23 protein-coding genes and 1 pseudogene are annotated in these 20,146 nt (G+C 41.3%); all 24 read left to right on the top strand.

Translation table 11 applies throughout. The features are described 5' to 3' along the window. The first annotated feature begins 230 nt into the window (after window positions 1-230). The 24 genes and pseudogenes from PAN07_RS11135 (at window position 231) to PAN07_RS11250 (ending at window position 20,118) form a co-directional block, all read left to right on the top strand. Entirely contained in the window at window positions 231-968 is a 738-nt protein-coding gene (locus PAN07_RS11135) for a LytTR family DNA-binding domain-containing protein (RefSeq protein WP_269797943.1), read from the top strand. A gap of 13 nt (window positions 969-981) precedes the next feature. Continuing rightward, window positions 982-2,313: a sensor histidine kinase gene (locus PAN07_RS11140; RefSeq protein WP_269797944.1), complete on the top strand. Its 1,332-nt coding sequence runs from the start codon at window positions 982-984 to the stop codon at window positions 2,311-2,313. A gap of 86 nt (window positions 2,314-2,399) precedes the next feature. Continuing rightward, window positions 2,400-2,756, top strand: a complete 357-nt coding sequence (locus tag PAN07_RS11145; protein WP_269797945.1) for a hypothetical protein — start codon at window positions 2,400-2,402, stop codon at window positions 2,754-2,756. Between the two features lie 277 nt (window positions 2,757-3,033). Continuing rightward, window positions 3,034-3,279, top strand: a complete 246-nt coding sequence (locus PAN07_RS11150) for a hypothetical protein (protein WP_269797946.1) — start codon at window positions 3,034-3,036, stop codon at window positions 3,277-3,279. Window positions 3,280-3,762: 483 nt separating this feature from the next. Continuing rightward, window positions 3,763-4,167, top strand: a complete 405-nt coding sequence (locus tag PAN07_RS11155; protein WP_049505115.1) for a hypothetical protein — start codon at window positions 3,763-3,765, stop codon at window positions 4,165-4,167. A gap of 58 nt (window positions 4,168-4,225) precedes the next feature. Then, window positions 4,226-4,474, top strand: coding sequence for an immunity protein BlpZ (gene blpZ / locus PAN07_RS11160; RefSeq protein WP_000276515.1), 249 nt, complete (start codon window positions 4,226-4,228; stop codon window positions 4,472-4,474). Between the two features lie 30 nt (window positions 4,475-4,504). After that, window positions 4,505-5,116: a type II CAAX endopeptidase family protein gene (locus tag PAN07_RS11165; RefSeq protein ID WP_269797947.1), complete on the top strand. Its 612-nt coding sequence runs from the start codon at window positions 4,505-4,507 to the stop codon at window positions 5,114-5,116. A 161-nt stretch (window positions 5,117-5,277) separates the two neighbouring features. Then, window positions 5,278-6,072 carry a phosphotransferase family protein gene (locus PAN07_RS11170; RefSeq protein ID WP_000362999.1) on the top strand — a complete coding sequence of 265 codons (795 nt, stop codon included), beginning with the start codon at window positions 5,278-5,280 and terminating at the stop codon, window positions 6,070-6,072. Continuing rightward, window positions 6,069-6,704, top strand: coding sequence for a tRNA (guanosine(46)-N7)-methyltransferase TrmB (gene trmB / locus PAN07_RS11175; RefSeq protein WP_001266094.1), 636 nt, complete (start codon window positions 6,069-6,071; stop codon window positions 6,702-6,704). Before PAN07_RS11170 ends, trmB begins: the two co-directional genes overlap by 4 nt. A 126-nt stretch (window positions 6,705-6,830) precedes the next feature. Next, the gene (gene rimP / locus PAN07_RS11180) at window positions 6,831-7,310 is read left to right on the top strand and encodes a ribosome maturation factor RimP (protein WP_269797951.1); all 480 of its coding nucleotides are present in this window, start codon (window positions 6,831-6,833) and stop codon (window positions 7,308-7,310) included. 43 nt (window positions 7,311-7,353) lie between these two features. Then, window positions 7,354-8,490, top strand: coding sequence for a transcription termination factor NusA (nusA, locus tag PAN07_RS11185; protein ID WP_033681345.1), 1,137 nt, complete (start codon window positions 7,354-7,356; stop codon window positions 8,488-8,490). 21 nt (window positions 8,491-8,511) lie between these two features. Further along, window positions 8,512-8,805 (top strand): YlxR family protein, encoded by a 294-nt coding sequence (locus PAN07_RS11190; protein WP_000857567.1) that lies wholly within the window; start codon window positions 8,512-8,514, stop codon window positions 8,803-8,805. Continuing rightward, complete coding sequence (locus PAN07_RS11195) at window positions 8,798-9,097, top strand: YlxQ-related RNA-binding protein (protein WP_033681346.1); 300 nt, start codon at window positions 8,798-8,800, stop codon at window positions 9,095-9,097. The genes PAN07_RS11190 and PAN07_RS11195 overlap by 8 nt, the downstream gene beginning before the upstream one ends. A gap of 16 nt (window positions 9,098-9,113) precedes the next feature. Beyond that, the gene (gene infB / locus PAN07_RS11200; protein ID WP_269797948.1) at window positions 9,114-11,903 is read left to right on the top strand and encodes a translation initiation factor IF-2; all 2,790 of its coding nucleotides are present in this window, start codon (window positions 9,114-9,116) and stop codon (window positions 11,901-11,903) included. Between the two features lie 251 nt (window positions 11,904-12,154). Further along, window positions 12,155-12,505: a 30S ribosome-binding factor RbfA gene (gene rbfA / locus PAN07_RS11205; RefSeq protein ID WP_020903129.1), complete on the top strand. Its 351-nt coding sequence runs from the start codon at window positions 12,155-12,157 to the stop codon at window positions 12,503-12,505. Between the two features lie 215 nt (window positions 12,506-12,720). Further along, a complete protein-coding gene (locus PAN07_RS11210; protein ID WP_000522922.1) occupies window positions 12,721-12,903 on the top strand; it encodes a hypothetical protein in 183 nt (60 codons plus the stop codon). Next, window positions 12,900-13,052 (top strand): hypothetical protein, encoded by a 153-nt coding sequence (locus PAN07_RS11215; RefSeq protein ID WP_000668203.1) that lies wholly within the window; start codon window positions 12,900-12,902, stop codon window positions 13,050-13,052. Before PAN07_RS11210 ends, PAN07_RS11215 begins: the two co-directional genes overlap by 4 nt. A gap of 116 nt (window positions 13,053-13,168) precedes the next feature. Next, window positions 13,169-13,402 carry a DUF1858 domain-containing protein gene (locus PAN07_RS11220; RefSeq protein ID WP_000368739.1) on the top strand — a complete coding sequence of 78 codons (234 nt, stop codon included), beginning with the start codon at window positions 13,169-13,171 and terminating at the stop codon, window positions 13,400-13,402. Continuing rightward, window positions 13,402-14,736: a DUF438 domain-containing protein gene (locus PAN07_RS11225; protein WP_269797949.1), complete on the top strand. Its 1,335-nt coding sequence runs from the start codon at window positions 13,402-13,404 to the stop codon at window positions 14,734-14,736. The genes PAN07_RS11220 and PAN07_RS11225 overlap by 1 nt, the downstream gene beginning before the upstream one ends. A gap of 9 nt (window positions 14,737-14,745) precedes the next feature. Beyond that, window positions 14,746-15,000: a DUF1912 family protein gene (locus tag PAN07_RS11230; RefSeq protein ID WP_000119706.1), complete on the top strand. Its 255-nt coding sequence runs from the start codon at window positions 14,746-14,748 to the stop codon at window positions 14,998-15,000. Between the two features lie 95 nt (window positions 15,001-15,095). Beyond that, entirely contained in the window at window positions 15,096-15,491 is a 396-nt protein-coding gene (locus tag PAN07_RS11235; RefSeq protein ID WP_000038635.1) for a helix-hairpin-helix domain-containing protein, read from the top strand. A 279-nt stretch (window positions 15,492-15,770) separates the two neighbouring features. After that, window positions 15,771-16,336 (top strand): annotated as a pseudogene (locus tag PAN07_RS11240) (GNAT family protein). 57 nt (window positions 16,337-16,393) lie between these two features. Next, the gene (locus PAN07_RS11245) at window positions 16,394-17,455 is read left to right on the top strand and encodes a hypothetical protein (protein WP_247930552.1); all 1,062 of its coding nucleotides are present in this window, start codon (window positions 16,394-16,396) and stop codon (window positions 17,453-17,455) included. An 11-nt stretch (window positions 17,456-17,466) separates the two neighbouring features. Then, window positions 17,467-20,118, top strand: coding sequence for a valine--tRNA ligase (locus PAN07_RS11250; protein WP_269797950.1), 2,652 nt, complete (start codon window positions 17,467-17,469; stop codon window positions 20,116-20,118). The last annotated feature ends 28 nt before the right edge of the window (window positions 20,119-20,146 follow it).

Genomic DNA, 20,146 nt, shown 5'->3' on the forward strand with positions numbered 1-20,146 from the left:
TTATCACTTTTATCTCCTTTTTCACCAAAAAATCTTTAATTGCCCTTGAAATTTCCTGAATGGTACTGTTAAGATTTTATGATAAAATAGTTGTAAGATTATCATGCTTATTTGAGGAACAAGATACCTTTCAGGAGCGTTGAAGGCCTATTTAGGATTTGATGGGCTTGTATCAAAGTATTTTTGCTATTCTCTTTTTAGGAAGAAATTGAAACAAGGAGAGTAAGAAGATGAGAATATTTGTTTTAGAGGATGATTTTTCCCAGCAGACTAGGATTGAAACGACGATTGAGAAACTCTTGAAGGAACATCAGATCACTCCCAGTTCTTTTGAGGTATTTGGGAAGCCAGACCAGCTGCTGGCAGAGGTGCATGAGAAGGGGGCCCATCAGCTATTCTTTTTGGATATTGAGATTCGAAATGAGGAGATGAAGGGGCTGGAAGTGGCTAGAAAGATTCGGGATCGAGATCCTTATGCCCTGATTGTCTTTGTGACGACTCACTCGGAGTTTATGCCCCTGTCCTTTCGTTACCAAGTGTCTGCTTTGGACTACATTGATAAGGCCCTTTCGGCAGAGGAGTTTGAATCTCGGATCGAGACAGCCCTCCTCTATGCCAATAGTCAAGACAGTAAAAGTCTGGCGGAAGATTGCTTTTATTTTAAATCAAAATTTGCCCAATTCCAGTATCCTTTTAAAGAGGTTTACTATCTCGAAACGTCGCCCAGAGCCCATCGTGTTATTCTCTATACTAAGACGGATAGGCTGGAATTTACAGCGAGTTTAGAGGAGGTTTTCAAGCAGGAGCCCCGTCTCTTGCAGTGCCATCGCTCTTTTCTCATCAATCCTGCCAATGTGGTTCGTTTGGATAAGAAAGAAAAACTGCTTTACTTTCCCAATGGTGGAAGCTGTATGATAGCGCGTTATAAGGTCAGGGAAGTGTCTGAAGCTATCAATAACTTACACTGAGTGAGGAGAATTTATGTATATTTTTTGGATGATATTGTATTCACTAGCTATTATTGGGCTAGAAATTATCATGTTCTTTAAGGTAGATGGAATTAGTCTCACTTTCGATAGAATTTTTAAGGCCTTTCTTCTAAAATTTCTTCTAGCAGCAATTGTTACAACTTTTAAATTTTTAGTCTTGACTGACTATCTGTCATACTTTATAGAACCCTTGTTCGGCATCAGCTTATCTCTCTTATTGTTAAGAGGGCTTCCTAAAAAACTCCTTTTCTTTTATGGTCTCTTTCCAATTGTATTGATGGATATCTTTTACAGAAGTGTTTCCTATTTTGTGTTTCCGTTTTTGGGGCAAGGGATTGTAGATGGAGATGGAAATCCTCTCTTTTTGTTGATTATGCTATTCGTTTGCTTCATAGTATTAGTCTTTTTGAAATGGTTGGACTATGATTTTACTAGATTGAGAAAGGAGTTTCTCGATAAAGGTTTTCAACAGTCCCTGACTAAGATTAACTGGATAATGGGGGCTTACTTTCTAGTCATGGAAAATCTGTCTTACTTTGAATATGCATACGATATCCAATCAAAGACTGTTCGCCATCTTATCCTAGTTTTTTACCTCCTCTTTTTTATGGGGATTGTCAAGAAATTGGATACCTATTTGAAGGACAAACTCCATGAGAGATTGGACCAAGAGCAGGCCTTGCGCTACAGAGATATGGAACGCTATAGTCGGCATATAGAGGAACTTTACAAGGAAGTCCGGAGCTTTCGCCATGACTACACTAACCTCTTGACCAGTTTACGTCTGGGTATTGAAGAGGAGAACATGGAGCAGATAAAAGAGGTCTACGACTCCGTCTTAAAGGATTCCAGTGAAAAATTGCAGGACAATAAATATGACCTTGGACGACTCGTGAATGTTCGTGATAAAGCCCTCAAAAGTCTCCTAGCAGGGAAATTTCTGAAAGCCAGAGATAAGAACATTGTCTTTAATGTCGAAGTTCCAGAGGAGATTCAGGTAGAGGGGATGAGCTTGCTTGATTTTCTAACCATTGTGTCTATCCTTTGTGACAATGCTATTGAAGCCAGTGTGGAAGCCAGCCAACCTCATGTTTCAATCGCCTTTTTAAAAAATGGAGCACAGGAGACCTTTATTATCGAAAACTCCATCAAAGAAGAGGGCATAGATATTTCTGAAATCTTCTCCTTTGGAGCCAGTTCTAAAGGGGAGGAGAGAGGAGTTGGTCTCTATACCGTTATGAAGATTGTGGAAAGTCATCCTAATACCAGTCTAAATACCACCTGCCAAAATCAAGTCTTTCGTCAGGTTTTAACGGTTCACTAGATGTCAGTTGATGATTAGAAGACTTGTGGAAAGAAGTATCGCCTGTAGTCATCAATTAAAATGCCAGAGTATCTGAGGTATATTAAATGAATAAGAAATCCTTTTTTATCATCTGTTCTACGTTGATTATAGCATCAAATCTTCTCATGCTTTCCGTTGTGAACAAGGGAGAAGAAACAGGGAGCAATCTGTTTGTGATTGCTATAGCCTGTGTTTTACTACCAGCCTTTTTATATGCGGTTGAAAATCAACTGACTCCATTGGTAAGAGTAGAATCAATACTCCTGATTCAGTTGACAGTTATATCCCTACTCCGTCTTATCAACAGAATAGGGAGTACGCCTGAAATCCTCAACATTATCATTACCCTTATCGCTTTGGCAAGCGGGACAGCTGCTATCCTTGTTGCGATTATGAAAATATATGAGAACATACGGAAGTGAGGGTGAGTAGTTCTCTATTTTGTATTTTCACATTGTCAAGTTCCCCCAGGGCAAGTATGTTTTTCATGCTTGCTTTTTTAAATTTTTTACAATTCAAGATGTTTTGATGACCATTTATGATTTGAGTGATCCAAGGTCAAAACGAGTGCTATACTAACAGTGTAAAGGTTGAAGCAGGAAGTATGATAAATCACAAGTTAAGGAAGCGGTGGCTTCGTTCGTGGAAGTGGTAAATTAGAAAAAATATCTTGTTAAGGAGTTGAAAAAAGAACAAACTATGAAAAAAACGATTTCTATCTTTAAAAAAATAATTACTTGTTTTTTACTTACTTTTGCTATTCAAGTTGTACCATTAACTGTTGTGAGACAATTTTATGACGGAGTGATAGGAGATGTGTTCAGTGTTGGTGTCTTCTTTCTATCTTTCTTTATATGCTTAACCATTCTTGTATATCTTATTAAGAGCTGGGGTGATGAGACTACTTTAGATTGCTTGCCAATCAAATGGGTAGAATTGAAATAGATTGTTCTTGCTTATCTGGCTAATCTGGTTTTAGTAGTTGGTTTTATATTTTTCACGACCGTTCTTGGAAAAGTCCATGATAATACTAGTTCTTTAAGGTTTTTTCAACATTTGGAAACAAGTGGTTTCTTGTACATAGTTCTATTCTGGTTGTCAACTACTTTCACTCAACCTCTTTTGGAGGAGATACTCTTTAGAGGAATCATTTTAGGAAGTTTAGAAAAATATTCTCCCATAGTTGCTATTATCCTTTCGGCTGTTCTTTTTGGATTTGCTCATGACGGAGAAATGCTCTCTCAACATCTAGTGTCAGGAATTGTATTAGGAATTCTCTATATAAAGCGGAGAAATCTATATTCCTGTGTAGTTGTACATGGTTTGATGAATGCTACTGTCACCTATCTCTTTTTTCTGGCTACTTAGGTTTTGAACCGGTGAGTTTGTGTAGTTCTTCGTCTAATAATATATGAAAGGAGCAAAGAAATGAAAACTTTTCTTGCTAAAAAACGGAACATCTTTCTTGCAAGATTGTTCCTAGGTCAGTTGCCCTTACTTGTCTCCACTTATCTATTTCTATCTCGTCAGTTTTTAAATTTTTCCTTGGTTTTCCAATTTCTCTTAGTGGTTATTAACTTAGCTTCCATTTTGGTTACTGTTTACCTCACTAGGGAGATGAGGATAAGAGAGTTTGAAGATGATGATTTGGTTAGTCCTAGAACCAATCAACTCATGTATATCGGCTTGACAGGTTTTATGTCTATTATTTGTTTGTATAGAGGTATCACAGCAGGAGAATCCTACCAACAACTAATCGCTTATATTGGAGCGGTTCTCTGCTTGCTTATCATGCTTCTGCTCATTTGGGGTTTGAAGTATTATAAAAAGTAGGGGAAGAGTTTTCTTCTTAATCTGGGGCTAGTCTATAGACTGGCAGGAGGAGGTCCCCATGTATAAACACTTATTTTTTCTAGATTCAAAAACCTTAGACTGGTTGACACCTTATATTCTGGTCTTGGCTTCTGACACCATTGCTTTTAATGTTTTTGTGCTAACCTTTGTATCTGTGGTGGTCTTTTATTTCCTAAATCCCATGTTATCTTTAATGGCTATCTTCTTAGGGGCTGGCTATGTGGTCGGATTTTGGTTGCTAAAATGGTTTGTTTTGGAAAGGTTAGAGTTAAAGGATGACTTGTAGGGAAGTTTGTTTGTTGAGGAGGCTAGTTTTATGGAGTTTTTTGATAAATTTCATGCCTTTTGTTTTGGATTTTTAGTACTACTAATCGTCATTACAGTTCCTTATACGATTAACCACGGGGATTTTTTTCAAAATGAATCTGAATTGATTATTGTAAGTCTTCTTGTAACTTCGCTGAGTGTTACTTATGCTAGAAAGTTTGAAATGATTTCTTTTGGGATGTTAAGCAAGAAAGACCTTTTGCTTTTCATTGCAATCTTTCTTCTAAGTGTACTTGAGACGCTGGTTTATATTCATTTCTTCGCTGTTTCTTCTGGCGCGGGAGTTCAACACTTGGCGGAAGTCAGCAGAGGAATTTCCCTGTCTTTGATTTTGACTTCCTCAGTTTTTGGACCCATCCAGGAGGAACTCATTTTCAGAGGACTTCTTCAAGGTGCCGTTTTTGACAATTCTTGGTTAGGGCTTGTACTGACTTCCTCTCTCTTTTCTTTCATGCATGGACCTTCTAATGTGCCTTCGTTTATTTTTTATCTACTTGGGGGGGTGTTGCTGGGCTTTGCTTATAAAAAGAGCCAAAACTTATGGGTTTCTACTCTAGTCCACATGTTTTACAACAGTTGGCCACTTTTATATTATTTATAAAAATCATGAAAAGGTAAGTAGGAGATTGTGCTTACCTTTTTCTTTCTATAATGATAACCCAAACGACTCCAGAGGCTTTTCTTTGAGAATCGGGTTAGAGCGGTTGACGAATAGGCCAAAAACTAGTAGAATAGTAAGGAAACTTTATACGGAGGAAAGAAATGGATTTGGGTGATAATGAGCTAACACTGACTCCCATACCTGGGAAAAGTGGCAAGGCTTATATGGGTAGCTATCCTGATGGGAAGCGCATCTTTGTAAAAATGAACACCTCTCCAATCCTACCTGGTCTAGCTAGAGAACAAATTGCTCCACAATTATTATGGAGTCGCCGTTTGGCAGATGGGCGTGATATGTGTGCTCAAGAATGGTTGACAGGCAAAATATTGACCCCCTATGATATGAATCGTAAGCAAATCGTCAATATTTTAACCCGCCTACATCGCTCACGTCCTTTGATGACACAGTTGAGTCGTTTGGGATATGCCATGGAAACACCTGTAGATTTACTACAGTCTTGGCAAGAAACGGCTCCAGATGCTTTGCGTAAAAATCATTTTATCAGTGAAGTGATGGCTGATTTACGTCAGACTATTCCAGGATTTAGAGAGGATCATGCGACTATTGTCCATGGAGATGTACGACATAGTAATTGGATTGAGACAGACAGTGGCTTGATTTATTTGGTAGATTGGGATTCGGTTCGCTTGACCGACCGCATGTTTGATGTGGCCCATATGCTCTGCCATTATATTCCAGAACATCAGTGGAAGGAATGGTTGACCTACTACGGTTACAAGTACAATCAAACGGTATTAAATAAATTGTATTGGTACGGTCAATTGTCTTATTTGAGCCAGATTTCCAAGTATTATATGAACCAAGATTTAGAAAATGTCAATCGGGAGATTCATGGCCTGCGTCACTTCCGAGACAAGTATGGAAAGAGAAGATGAGAGTTAGAAATCGTAAAGGGGCGACAGAATTACTAGAGGCAAATCCCCAGTATGTGGTCCTCAATCCCTTGGAAGCCAAGGGAAAATGGCGGGACTTGTTTGGCAATGACAATCCTATTCATGTGGAAGTTGGAAGTGGAAAGGGTGCCTTTGTTTCAGGTATGGCCAAGCAAAACCCTGACATCAACTATATCGGGATTGATATTCAAAAGTCTGTTTTGAGCTACGCTTTGGACAAGGTGCTTGAAGTTGGAGTGCCTAACATTAAGCTCTTGTGGGTAGATGGTTCTGACTTGACTGACTACTTTGAAGACGGTGAGATTGATCGCTTGTATCTGAATTTTTCAGATCCTTGGCCTAAAAAACGCCATGAAAAGCGCCGTTTGACCTACAAAACATTCTTGGATACCTTCAAGCGTATCTTGCCTGAAAATGGAGAAATTCATTTCAAAACGGATAACCGTGGCTTGTTTGAGTACAGCCTAGTGAGCTTTTCTCAGTATGGCATGAAGCTCAATGGTGTCTGGCTTGATTTACATGCCAGTGATTTTGAAGGCAATGTCATGACAGAATATGAGCAAAAATTCTCCAACAAGGGTCAAGTTATCTACCGAGTTGAGGCAGAATTTTAAGAAATAGCCTAAAATCAGGCTGTATAAGTGCTTTTGCTTTACATAAGTTGGCAAACGTGCTATACTAGTAGCAAGAATATGAGAAAGAGAGGCGGGGAAATATCTTCGCCTCTTGCTTATGAGGAGGTGGACGCAATCGCAACAATCGTAGAATTAGTCAGAGAAGTTGTAGAACCTGTCATAGAAGCGCCTTTCGAACTCGTGGATATCGAGTATGGAAAGATTGGCAGTGACATGATTCTCAGTATTTTTGTAGATAAACCTGAAGGAATTACCTTGAACGACACGGCAGACTTGACAGAAATTATCAGTCCTGTCTTAGACACCATCAAGCCAGATCCCTTCCCAGAACAATATTTCCTAGAAATCACCAGTCCAGGCTTGGAACGTCCTTTGAAAACCAAGGATGCTGTCTCTGGAGCGGTTGGGAAATACATTCATGTCGGGCTCTACCAAGCCATCGATAAGCAAAAGGTCTTTGAAGGAACCTTGTTGGCCTTTGAAGAGGACGAGTTGACCATGGAATATATGGACAAGACGCGTAAGAAAACCGTCCAAATTCCATATAGTTTAGTATCAAAAGCACGTTTAGCAGTTAAATTATAGAAAAAGAAAGGATAGCTTTTGAGGATTCAAAAGTGAAGAAAACATGAGTAAAGAAATGCTAGAGGCCTTCCGCATTTTGGAAGAAGACAAGGGAATCAAAAAAGAAGATATCATCGACGCAGTAGTAGAGTCGCTTCGTTCCGCTTATCGCAGACGCTATGGTCAATCAGACAGCGTAGCTATTGACTTCAATGAAAAAACAGGTGACTTTACAGTCTATACTGTCCGTGAAGTGGTTGATGAAGTATTTGATAGCCGTTTGGAAATCAGCTTGAAAGATGCTCTTGCCATCAATTCAGCCTATGAACTTGGAGATAAAATCAAGTTTGAAGAAGCACCTGCTGAGTTTGGTCGTGTAGCAGCCCAATCTGCCAAACAAACCATCATGGAAAAAATGCGCAAGCAAACACGTGCCATCACTTACAATACTTACAAAGAACATGAGCAAGAAATCATGTCTGGTACAGTAGAACGCTTTGATAATCGCTTTATCTATGTTAACCTTGGCAGCATCGAAGCCCAATTGTCAAAACAAGACCAAATCCCTGGAGAAGTTTTTGCTTCTCATGATCGTATCGAAGTTTATGTCTACAAGGTTGAAGACAACCCTCGTGGTGTTAACGTCTTTGTTAGCCGTAGCCATCCAGAAATGATTAAACGCTTGATGGAGCAAGAAATTCCAGAAGTTTATGATGGAACTGTTGAAATCATGAGCGTAGCTCGTGAAGCTGGTGACCGTACTAAGGTTGCGGTTCGTAGTCACAATCCAAACGTAGACGCTATCGGTACAATTGTTGGACGTGGTGGAGCGAATATCAAGAAGATTACTAGCAAATTCCACCCAGCTCGCTATGATGCTAAGAGCGACCGTATGGTGCCAATCGAAGAAAATATCGACGTTATCGAATGGGTAGCTGATCCAGCTGAATTTATCTACAATGCCATCGCTCCTGCTGAGGTTGATCAAGTTATCTTTGATGAAAACGATAGCAAACGTGCCTTGGTGGTTGTTCCTGATAACAAGCTTTCTCTTGCTATCGGTCGTCGTGGACAAAATGTTCGCTTGGCGGCTCACTTGACTGGTTACCGTATCGATATCAAGTCTGCTAGCGAATTTGAAGCCATGGAAGAAGCTGGTTCGGTAGATTTGGGATCAGAAAACGATACTGTAGAAGAATAAAAGCTGCTAGAGGAGGGAAAGATGAAAACGAGAAAAATCCCTTTGCGCAAGTCTGTTGTGTCTAACGAAGTGATTGATAAGCGTGATTTGCTCCGTATTGTCAAGAACAAGGAAGGACAAGTCTTTATCGATCCGACAGGTAAGGCCAATGGCCGCGGCGCTTACATCAAGCTAGACAATAAAGAAGCCCTAGAGGCTAAAAAGAAGAAGGTCTTTAACCGTAGCTTTGACATGGAAGTGGAAGAAAGCTTTTATGATGAGTTGATCGCTTATGTGGATCACAAAGTGAAAAGAAGAGAGTTAGGACTTGAATAAGCAAAAGATAAGCAATCTCTTGGGACTTGCTCAGAGAGCAGGGCGTATCATATCGGGTGAAGAATTGGTGGTTAAGGCCATTCAAGATGGCAAGGCCAAGTTGGTCTTTCTAGCCCATGATGCTGGACCCAATCTGACCAAGAAGATTCAAGATAAAAGTCATTATTATCAAGTAGAAATTGTAGCCGTGTTTTCAACACTGGAATTAAGCATAGCAGTCGGGAAATCGAGAAAGGTTTTGGCTGTAACAGATGCTGGATTTACAAAGAAAATGAGGTCTCTTATGGAATAGAAGAGGAGGACATGATTTGTCTAAGAAAAGATTGTACGAAATCGCAAAAGAACTTGGAAAAGAAAGCAAAGAAGTTGTAGCGCGTGCAAAAGAGTTGGGCTTGGATGTGAAAAGCCACTCATCAAGTGTGGAAGAAGCTGTCGCTGTAAAAATCGCTGCCAGCTTTAAACCTGTTGCTCCGAAAGTAGAAGCAAAACCTGCAGCACCAAAAGCAAGTGCAGAAAAGAAAGTCGAGAAATCTGAACCAGCTAAACCAGCTGTAGCTAAGGAAGAGGTAAAACCAGCTGATCCAGTCGCTCCGAAGGCAGAAAAAGTAGCAGCTAAACCGCAAAGCCGTAATTTTAAGGCTGAGCGTGAAGCCCGTGCCAAAGAGCAGGCAGAACGACGCAAGCAAAATAAGGGCAATAACCGTGACCAACAACAAAACGGAAACCGTCAGAAAAACGACGGTCGCAATGGTGGAAAACAAGGTCAAGGAAACCGCGACAATCGCCGTTTTAACGACCAAGCTAAGAAACAGCAAGGTCAGCAAAATCGTGGTAATGAGCGCCGTCAACAAGAGGACAAACGTCCACATCAAGCGGCTCCACGTGTTGACTTTAAAGCCCGTGCAGCAGCCCTAAAAGCAGAGCAAAATGCAGAATATGCCCGTTCAAGTGAGGAACGTTTCAAGCAGACTCAGGCTGCCAAAGAAGCCTTAGCCCAAGCAAACAAACGCAAGGAGCCAGAGGAAATCTTTGAAGAAGTGGCTAAGTTAGCTGAACAAGCGCAACAAGTTCAAGCAGTGGTTGAACCAGCTCCTGTAGCTAAAGAAGCGCCAGTGGATACACGTCGTAAAAAACAAGCTCGACCAGACAAAGAACGTGATGATTATGATCACGAAGAAGATGGTCCTAGAAAACAACAAAAGAATCGAAGTAGTCAAAATCAAGTGAGAAATCAAAAGAATAGTAACTGGAATAACAACAAAAAGAACAAAAAAGGCAATAACAAGAACAACCGTAATCAGGCTCCAAAACCTGTTACAGAACGTAAATTCCATGAATTGCCAACAGAATTTGAATATACAGATGGTATGACCGTTGCGGAAATCGCAAAACGTATCAAACGTGAACCAGCTGAAATCGTTAAGAAACTCTTTATGATGGGTGTCATGGCCACACAAAACCAATCCTTGGATGGAGAAACAATCGAACTCCTCATGGTAGATTATGGTATCGAAGCCAAACAAAAGGTTGAAGTGGACAATGCCGACATCGAACGTTTCTTTGTCGAAGATGGTTATCTCAATGAAGATGAATTGGTTGAGCGTCCACCAGTTGTAACCATCATGGGACACGTTGACCACGGTAAAACAACCCTCCTAGATACCCTTCGTAACTCTCGTGTTGCTACAGGTGAAGCAGGTGGTATCACTCAGCATATCGGTGCCTACCAAATCGTGGAAAATGGTAAGAAGATTACCTTCCTTGATACACCAGGACACGCGGCCTTTACATCTATGCGTGCGCGTGGTGCATCTGTTACCGATATTACTATCTTGGTCGTAGCGGCAGATGACGGGGTTATGCCTCAGACAATTGAAGCCATCAACCACTCAAAAGCGGCTAACGTTCCAATTATCGTAGCTATCAACAAGATTGATAAACCAGGTGCCAACCCAGAACGCGTTATCGGTGAATTGGCAGAGCATGGAGTTATGTCAACTGCTTGGGGTGGAGATTCTGAATTTGTTGAAATCTCAGCTAAATTCAACCAAAATATCGAAGAATTGTTGGAAACAGTCCTTCTTGTGGCTGAAATCCAAGAACTTAAGGCAGATCCAACAGTTCGTGCGATCGGTACAGTTATCGAAGCTCGCTTGGATAAAGGAAAAGGTGCGGTCGCAACCCTTCTTGTTCAACAAGGTACCTTGAATGTTCAAGACCCAATCGTTGTCGGAAATACCTTCGGTCGTGTCCGTGCTATGACCAATGACCTTGGTCGTCGTGTTAAGGTTGCAGGGCCATCAACACCAGTTTCAATCACAGGTTTGAACGAAGCACCGATGGCGGGTGACCACTTTGCCGTTTACGAAGATGAAAAATCTGCGCGTGCAGCAGGTGAAGAACGTGCCAAACGTGCTCTCATGAAACAACGTCAAGCTACTCAACGTGTCAGCCTTGAAAACCTCTTTGATACCCTTAAAGCTGGTGAACTCAAGTCAGTTAACGTGATCATCAAGGCCGACGTACAAGGTTCTGTTGAAGCCCTTTCTGCCTCACTTCAGAAAATCGATGTGGAAGGTGTTAAAGTTACTATCGTTCACTCAGCGGTCGGTGCTATCAACGAATCAGACGTAACCCTTGCCGAAGCTTCAAATGCCTTTATCGTTGGTTTCAACGTACGCCCTACACCACAAGCTCGTCAACAAGCAGAAGCTGACGATGTTGAGATCCGTCTCCACAGTATTATCTACAAGGTTATCGAAGAGATGGAAGAAGCTATGAAAGGGATGCTTGATCCAGAATTTGAAGAAAAAGTTATTGGTGAAGCAGTTATTCGTGAAACCTTCAAGGTGTCTAAAGTGGGAACTATCGGTGGATTCATGGTTATCAATGGTAAGGTTACCCGTGACTCTAAAGTCCGTGTTATCCGTGACGGTGTCGTTATCTATGACGGTGAACTCGCAAGCTTGAAACACTACAAAGACGACGTTAAGGAAGTTACAAACGGTCGTGAAGGTGGATTGATGATCGATGGCTACAATGATATCAAGACTGATGATGTGATTGAGGCCTACGTCATGGAAGAAATCAAGAGATAAGATTTTTTGCTCCTTTCTTAGGTGGTGAGGGACGCAAGCAAACCGATGGTTTCATTGCTTATTTTTGAGCCTAGAGTCTCAAAAATCCCCTGTGATGGGACTGATAAATCAGTTCCATCACTTTCACCACGGCGAAAGAAGCAGATGATTTCAAATTGAACTTCGTTCCAATTTGAAATGAAAATCAATAAATTTAAAAATAGCTAGGTCTGCTGGCCTAGCTTTTGGTTCAAAGTAGAGAAAGGAATATCATGGCAAATCATTTCCGTATGGATCGTGTGGGCATGGAAATCAAGCGTGAAGTCAATGAGATTTTGCAAAAGAAAGTCCGTGATCCGCGTGTCCAAGGCGTGACCATCACAGATGTTCAGATGCTAGGTGACTTGTCTGTTGCCAAGGTTTACTACACCATTTTGAGTAACCTTGCTTCAGATAATCAAAAAGCCCAAATCGGGCTTGAAAAAGCAACTGGTACCATCAAACGTGAACTTGGTCGCAATTTGAAATTGTACAAAATCCCAGATTTGACTTTCGTCAAAGACGAATCCATCGAATATGGAAACAAGATTGACGAAATGCTACGCAATCTGGATAAAAACTAAGAAGAGGGGCAACCCTCTTTTTTGGTGGAGGAAAAGGCAATAAAACATGCTGGCGGAATCTTTCCAGAGTTAAACATTATTAAAAAGCTTTATAAAATTCAACTTGTATGATATTATAGGACATGAAAGAGTGAGATAAAACGATTTTTCAGCGATAGCCAGCAAGGCTGGTATCGTTAATATTTTGAGACTGTAGTTAAACGAGGGAAGATAAGATGGGACTCATAAAAATTCTAGCTAAAACTTACGGGAATTACTTTTTGACCATGCAAGGTGTAAAAGTGATGAAAACGATAAAGAAAGATGACCATGCCGTTGTCGGTCTAGGGAAACTTTTTATTGCCGACAAGTTAATGGATACGGCTCGGTGGCTCATCAAGCCAGAGGAGAGAGAATGAAATTTTTCTGGGGACTTCTTGCTATTCTTTTTATCAAACCGATTATTGGGATTGTGAAATTCGTTTGGATGATCATCTCTTTTGCGCTCCAATTGCTGTTTTACAAGCTATTATTTAAAATATTGGATTGGCTCTTTAAACTTATTTAGATGGTCATCCAAGTCGTGGGGAACTAGCAAGTCTTGTACTGCTAGTTTTTTAATCTCTTTCCATATGGTATAATATAAGCAGTAAAATCATTTTAGAATATTCAATGGAGGTCGTCATGGACAATATCATCGATGTGTCAATTCCCGTTGCAGAAGTGGTGGACAAGCATCCAGAAGTCTTGGAAATTCTAGTGGAGCTAGGTTTTAAACCTCTTGCCAATCCCTTGATGCGCAATACAGTCGGTCGCAAGGTATCGCTCAAACAGGGTTCTAAGCTTGAAGGAACTCCTATGGACAAGATTGTCCGCACACTGGAAGCAAATGGTTACGAAGTGATTGGATTAGACTGATGGCAGATGAACGGATTCATGTCCTGCGGGATATTTTGTTAGAATTGCATAATGGTGCCTCTCCTGAGTCGGTTCAGGAGCGCTTTGATGCGACCTTTACAGGTGTGTCAGCCATCGAGATTTCTCTCATGGAGCATGAGTTGATGAACTCAGACTCAGGTGTCACCTTTGAAGATGTCATGGAACTCTGTGATGTTCATGCCAATCTTTTTAAAAATGCTGTTAAGGATGTCGAAGTTGCAGATACCGAGCACCCAGGTCACCCAGTTCGGATTTTCAAAGAAGAAAATCTAGCCCTCCGTGCGGCCTTGATTCGCATTCGGAGATTGTTGGATACCTATGAGTCTATGGAAGATGAAGAAATGCTGGTGGAGATGCGTAAGGGCTTGGTGCGTCAGATGGGACTTTTGGGGCAATTTGACATCCACTACCAACGTAAAGAAGAACTATTCTTTCCAATCATGGAGCGCTATGGACACGATTCACCTCCAAAAGTTATGTGGGGAGTGGATGACCAGATTAGGGAACTCTTTCAAACAGTTTTAGCGACAGCCAAGTCACTACCTGAAGTGTCGATTTCCACTGTAAAAGATGTTTTTGAAGCCTTTGCGACAGAGTTTGAAAGTATGATTTTCAAGGAAGAGTCCATCCTTCTTATGATTCTCCTTGAATCCTTTACTCAGGATGACTGGCTTCAGATTGCGGAGGAGAGCGATGCCTATGGCTATGCTATCATCCGTCCGTCAGAAAAATGGGTGCCAGAACGTCAAAGTTTTGTTGAGGAAAAGAGTGCAGAGGAGTCTATACAGCTAGATACGGCAGAAGGTCAAGTTCAACAAGTTATCGATACGCCAGAAGGGCAGTTTACCATTACCTTTACCCCTAAGGAAAAGGAAGCAGTGATGGACCGTCATAGTCAACAGGCTTTTGGGAATGGCTATCTTTCAGTCGAGCAGGCTAATCTCATCCTCAATCACCTCCCTATGGAGATTACCTTTGTCAATAAAGACGATATTTTCCAGTATTACAATGACAATACGCCGGCTGATGAGATGATTTTCAAACGGACGCCGTCCCAAGTTGGGCGCAATGTTGAACTTTGTCATCCACCTAAGTACTTGGACAAGGTCAAGACTATCATGAAGGGGCTTCGTGAAGGTACTAAGGATAAGTATGAAATGTGGTTCAAGTCGGAGTCGCGAGGTAAGTTTGTTCACATCACCTATGCAGCAGTGCACGATGAAGATGGGGAATTCCAAGGTGTGTTGGAATACGTTCAGGATATCCAGCCCTACCGTGAGATTGACACGGACTATTTCCGTGGATTAGAATAAGGAGAAAAAATGAGTTACGAACAAGAATTTATGAAGGAATTTGAAGCCTGGGTCAATACCCAGATTATGATCAATGACATGGCGCACAAGGAAAGCCAAAAAGTCTACGAAGAAGACCAAGACGAGCGTGCCAAAGATGCCATGATTCGCTACGAAAGTCGCTTGGATGCTTATCAGTTCTTGCTTGGTAAGTTTGAAAACTTCAAAGCAGGCAAGGGATTCCATGACTTGCCAGATGGCTTATTTGGTGAGCGAAATTATTAAACGAGATAGATTCTTGATTTTTTACTAAAATCTTGATAGAATATTTATATTAAATCCTTGTCAGAGCAGGGTTTTTTTATTGAAAGGATTTTATCATGTCAAAGAAACTCAATCGTAAAAAACAATTACGAAATAGCCTCCGTCGTGCAGGTGCTTTTTCAAGTACTGTGACTAAGGTTGTAGAAGAGACAAAAAAAGTCGTAAAACGTGCTGAGCAGTCAGCGAGCCAAGCTGGTAAGGCTGTTTCTAAAAAAGTTGAACAAGCAGTCGAAGCTACCAAAGAGCAAGCTCAAAAAGTAGCCAATTCTGTAGAAGATTTTGCAGCAAACTTGGGTGGACTTCCACTTGACCGTGCCAAAACTTTCTATGATGAAGGCATCAAGTCTGCGTCAGATTTCAAAAACTGGACTGAAAAAGAACTCCTTGCCTTGAAAGGAATCGGCCCAGCTACCATCAAGAAATTGAAGGAAAATGGCATCAAGTTCAAGTAATTTTTCTTGTTCCTTGCATTTCCGTCAAAATCTTGCTACAATAGAGCCATTAGAGGTGTTTTGAATCCCGCATTTTACAGAAAGTGGCGGCGCTGAGAAGTCCACAAATGTGTCAAAACTAGTTGCTAATGGATGAAAAATTGAAATAAAAGTGTCTTTTTGTTTTAAAGACGAAAGTTGCGGGCAACTGCCCGAAATTGGGTGGTACCGCGGATAAATACATTCGTCCCTGTCATGTAGATGGCAGGGGCATTTTTTTATGGGAAGCGAGGGTTGAAGATGGAGCAAGCACAATTACCAGAACGATTAGAAACTGATCGGCTCGTCTTACGAGTCCGTACAATAGCTGATGCCGAGGCTATTCATGCCTATGCTAGTCTGCCAGAAGTTGCCTATCCAGCAGGCTTTCCCCCGTCAAGACCTTGGAAGATGAGATTTATTATCTAGAGCATATCCTTCCTGAGCGCAATCAAAAGGAAAATCTCCCAGCGGGCTACGGGATTGTCGTTAAAGGAACCGATAAGGTCATTGGTTCTGTTGATTTCAACCATCGCCACGAAGACGATGTCTTAGAAATTGGCTATACCTTGCACCCAGACTATTGGGGCCGAGGCTATGTGCCCGAAGCGGCACGTACCTTGATTGATTTAGCTTTTAAAGAATTGAACCTACACAAGATTGAACTAACTTGTTTTGGCTACAATATCCAAAGTCAACGAGTCGCTGAGAAACTTGGGTTCACCCTCGAAGCTCGCATAAGAGAGCGCAAAGATGCCCAAGGAAATCGCTGTGACAGTCTCATATATGGCTTGCTGAGGAGTGAATGGGAAACTAGAATTTGCTAGTTGAACTGTTCGAATATTTCGAACAGTTGGTATTTATTAAAGAATATCGAAATTGAGGTGAGAGGATTGGAAACAAGCCAGATTATTACTCTACTGAGTGGAGCAGGTCTAGGAGCTGTATTAAGTGCGATTTTAGTTTTTACTAATAATAGTAAAAGAAATCAACTTGATTATATTGTGAAAGAACGAACTGAGTGGAGGAAAAAAATTGAGGGTATTATTGAGGATCTTCAAATTTTTTCTAAACGCAGAAGTGCTTTTATAAGATTAAAGGGTCATATTAATCCCTATGGCTATAATCTTGATATTAAAAATACAAGAATTTATTTTATGAATGATGGGCATATTTGGGATAGTCTTACTAAGGGGAATTATAAAAATACTATCTACTTTTTAGAGCTTCTATTAAAACATGACTGGGAAAGAAGAAAGCAAGAGGCTAAGTTTCAATATTTAAATGCTTTATCATGGATAGTTCAAATATTTTTTTGTGTTTTTACTATCTACTTGGTATATTTAGTAGATTCAGATTTAACAAAGTCTGATTGGTCTCATGTAGCTCTAGGGGGGTTAAGTTATTCATTTTTAGCTTTTATGTTACAAGGATATATTGTTGGTTTTCTAAAAATAAATCCTTCTAAAAATCATCATGAGAAATTAATGGTCTTTTTAGCTTTTTTTGTTGCCCCTTACTTTATTAACTGGGGTACGGCTATAGTTTATACTACCTTTCTAAAGCATTTTTCAATTGCTTTTATCGCTTTATTAGGGATTTATATTTATGAATTCTATTATCTTCAATTGATATCAAATAGAGTAGATGAGGATTATGTAAAAGCAATAGAGCAATTTCAAAAGAAATCTTCGACCATAAAATCTTCAAAAATAGATGTTAAAGCTACTAAACTTAACAATGATATAATACGTCTAGAATCTAAAGTTTATAGTTTTGAAAACAGAAAAGTGGATTTAGAATTACTAGAAAAGGAACGAAGAAGGTTAAGAAAAAAATTAATAAGAAAAGAACAACCAAATATTTTTCGTCATCCAATACGATTTTATCGCTTTTTGAAGAACAAAAAACGGGTTTCAAAAATAGTTTTAAGAATACTAAATTAAGGAGAACACACATGTCTAAAGAACTTTCACCTAAATACAATCCAGCCGAGGTTGAGGCTGGTCGTTACCAAAAATGGCTTGATGCTGATGTTTTCAAGCCTTCAGGCGATCAAAAGGCTAAGCCTTATTCAATCGTCATTCCACCACCAAACGTAACTGGGAAACTTCACCTTGGTCACGCTTGGGATACGACTCTTCAGGATATTATTATCCGTCAAAAACGCATGCAAGGTTTTGATACGCTTTGGCTTCCAGGTATGGACCACGCTGGGATTGCCACTCAGGCTAAGGTTGAGGAGCGCTTGCGTGGAGAGGGCATTACACGTTATGATCTTGGTCGTGAGAAATTCCTCGAGAAAGTCTGGGAATGGAAAGACGAATATGCCACTACCATCAAGGAACAATGGGGCAAGATGGGGCTCTCTGTAGACTACTCTCGCGAGCGTTTCACTCTTGACGAAGGCTTGTCGAAAGCCGTTCGCAAGGTCTTTGTGGACCTTTACAAGAAAGGCTGGATCTACCGTGGTGAGTTTATCATCAACTGGGACCCAGCTGCTCGCACAGCCCTTTCTGATATCGAGGTTATCCATAAGGATGTCGAAGGTGCCTTCTACCACATGAATTACATGCTGGAAGACGGTTCACGCGCCCTTGAAGTTGCGACCACTCGTCCTGAGACCATGTTTGGGGACGTTGCGGTTGCGGTCAATCCAGAAGACCCACGCTACAAGGATTTGATTGGTCAAAACGTCATCCTTCCAATCGCTAACAAACTCATCCCAATCGTTGGGGATGAACACGCAGACCCTGAGTTTGGTACTGGTGTTGTGAAAATCACGCCTGCCCACGATCCAAACGACTTCTTGGTTGGTCAACGTCACAACTTGCCGCAAGTCAATGTCATGAACGACGACGGAACCATGAATGACTTGGCCTTTGAATTTGCAGGCATGGATCGCTTTGAAGCTCGTAAGGCAGTCGTTGCCAAGTTGGAAGAAATTGGTGCCTTCGTTAAAATCGAAAAACGTGTCCACAGTGTTGGTCACTCAGAGCGTACAGGTGTTGTGGTTGAACCACGCTTGTCTACTCAATGGTTCGTCAAGATGGACCAATTGGCCAAGAATGCCATTGCCAACCAAGACACAGATGACAAGGTAGAATTCTACCCACCTCGTTTCAACGATACCTTCCTCCAATGGATGGAAAATGTCCACGACTGGGTTATCTCTCGTCAGCTCTGGTGGGGTCACCAAATCCCCGCTTGGTACAATGCTGAGGGTGAAATATATGTCGGCGAAGAAGCTCCAGAAGGCGACGGTTGGACTCAGGACGAAGACGTCTTGGATACTTGGTTCAGTTCTGCCCTTTGGCCATTCTCTACCATGGGCTGGCCGGATGTCGACTCAGAAGACTTCAAACGTTATTATCCAACATCAACTTTGGTGACTGGTTATGATATTATCCCGTTCTGGGTATCTCGAATGATTTTCCAAGGTTTGGAATTTACTGGCAAATCGCCATTCAAAAATGCATTGATTCATGGTCTGATTCGTGACGAGGAAGGCCGTAAAATGTCTAAATCTCTCGGTAACGGGATTGACCCGATGGATGTTATTGATAAGTACGGAACAGATAGCCTGCGTTGGTTCCTTTCAAACGGTTCTGCACCAGGTCAAGACGTGCGCTTCTCTTACGAGAAAATGGATGCTTCATGGAACTTCATTAACAAGATCTGGAACATCTCTCGCTACATCCTCATGAACAATGAAGGCTTGACCCTTGAGCAAGCAACTGCCAATGTGGAAAAAGTTGTCAACAAGGAAGCTGGTAATGTCACAGACCGCTGGATTCTCCACAACCTTAATGAAACCATCGGAAAAGCTACTGCTAACTTTGATAAGTTTGAATTTGGTGTGGCTGGCCACATCCTCTACAACTTCATCTGGGATGAGTTTGCGGACTGGTACGTTGAGTTGACCAAAGAAGTCCTTTATAGCGATAATGAAGAAGAGAAAGTCATCACACGTTCTGTCCTCCTTTACACTTTGGACAAGATCCTTCGTCTCCTTCACCCAATCATGCCATTCGTGACAGAGGAAATCTTTGGACAAATCTCAGAAGGCTCTATCGTGACAGCAGAATACCCAACTGTCAATCCAGCCTTTGAAGACCTTGCTGCTCACACAGGTGTAGAAAGCCTCAAAGACTTGATCCGTGCCGTTCGGAATGCGCGTGCAGAAGTAAACGTAGCGCCAAGCAAGCCTATTACAATTCTTGTCAAGACAAGCGATAGCGACTTGGAAACCTTCTTTAACAGCAATGTCAACTACATCAAACGCTTCACAAATCCAGAACACTTGGAAATTGCATCAACCATCCCTGCACCTGAACTCGCTATGTCAAGCGTCATCACAGGAGCAGAAATCTACTTGCCACTGGCAGACCTCCTCAATGTCGAAGAAGAACTGGCTCGTCTCGACAAGGAACTGGCTAAATGGCAAAAAGAACTGGACATGGTCGGCAAGAAGCTCTCTAACGAACGCTTCGTAGCCAACGCCAAACCAGAAGTCGTCCAAAAAGAACGCGACAAACAAGCCGATTACCAAGCCAAATACGACGCGACCGTCGCACGTATTGATGAGATGAAGAAGTTGGTGAAATAAACACAGAAACACGGTGATGAGCCGTGTT

It is taken from the genome of Streptococcus sp. SM5, from assembly GCF_027497975.1.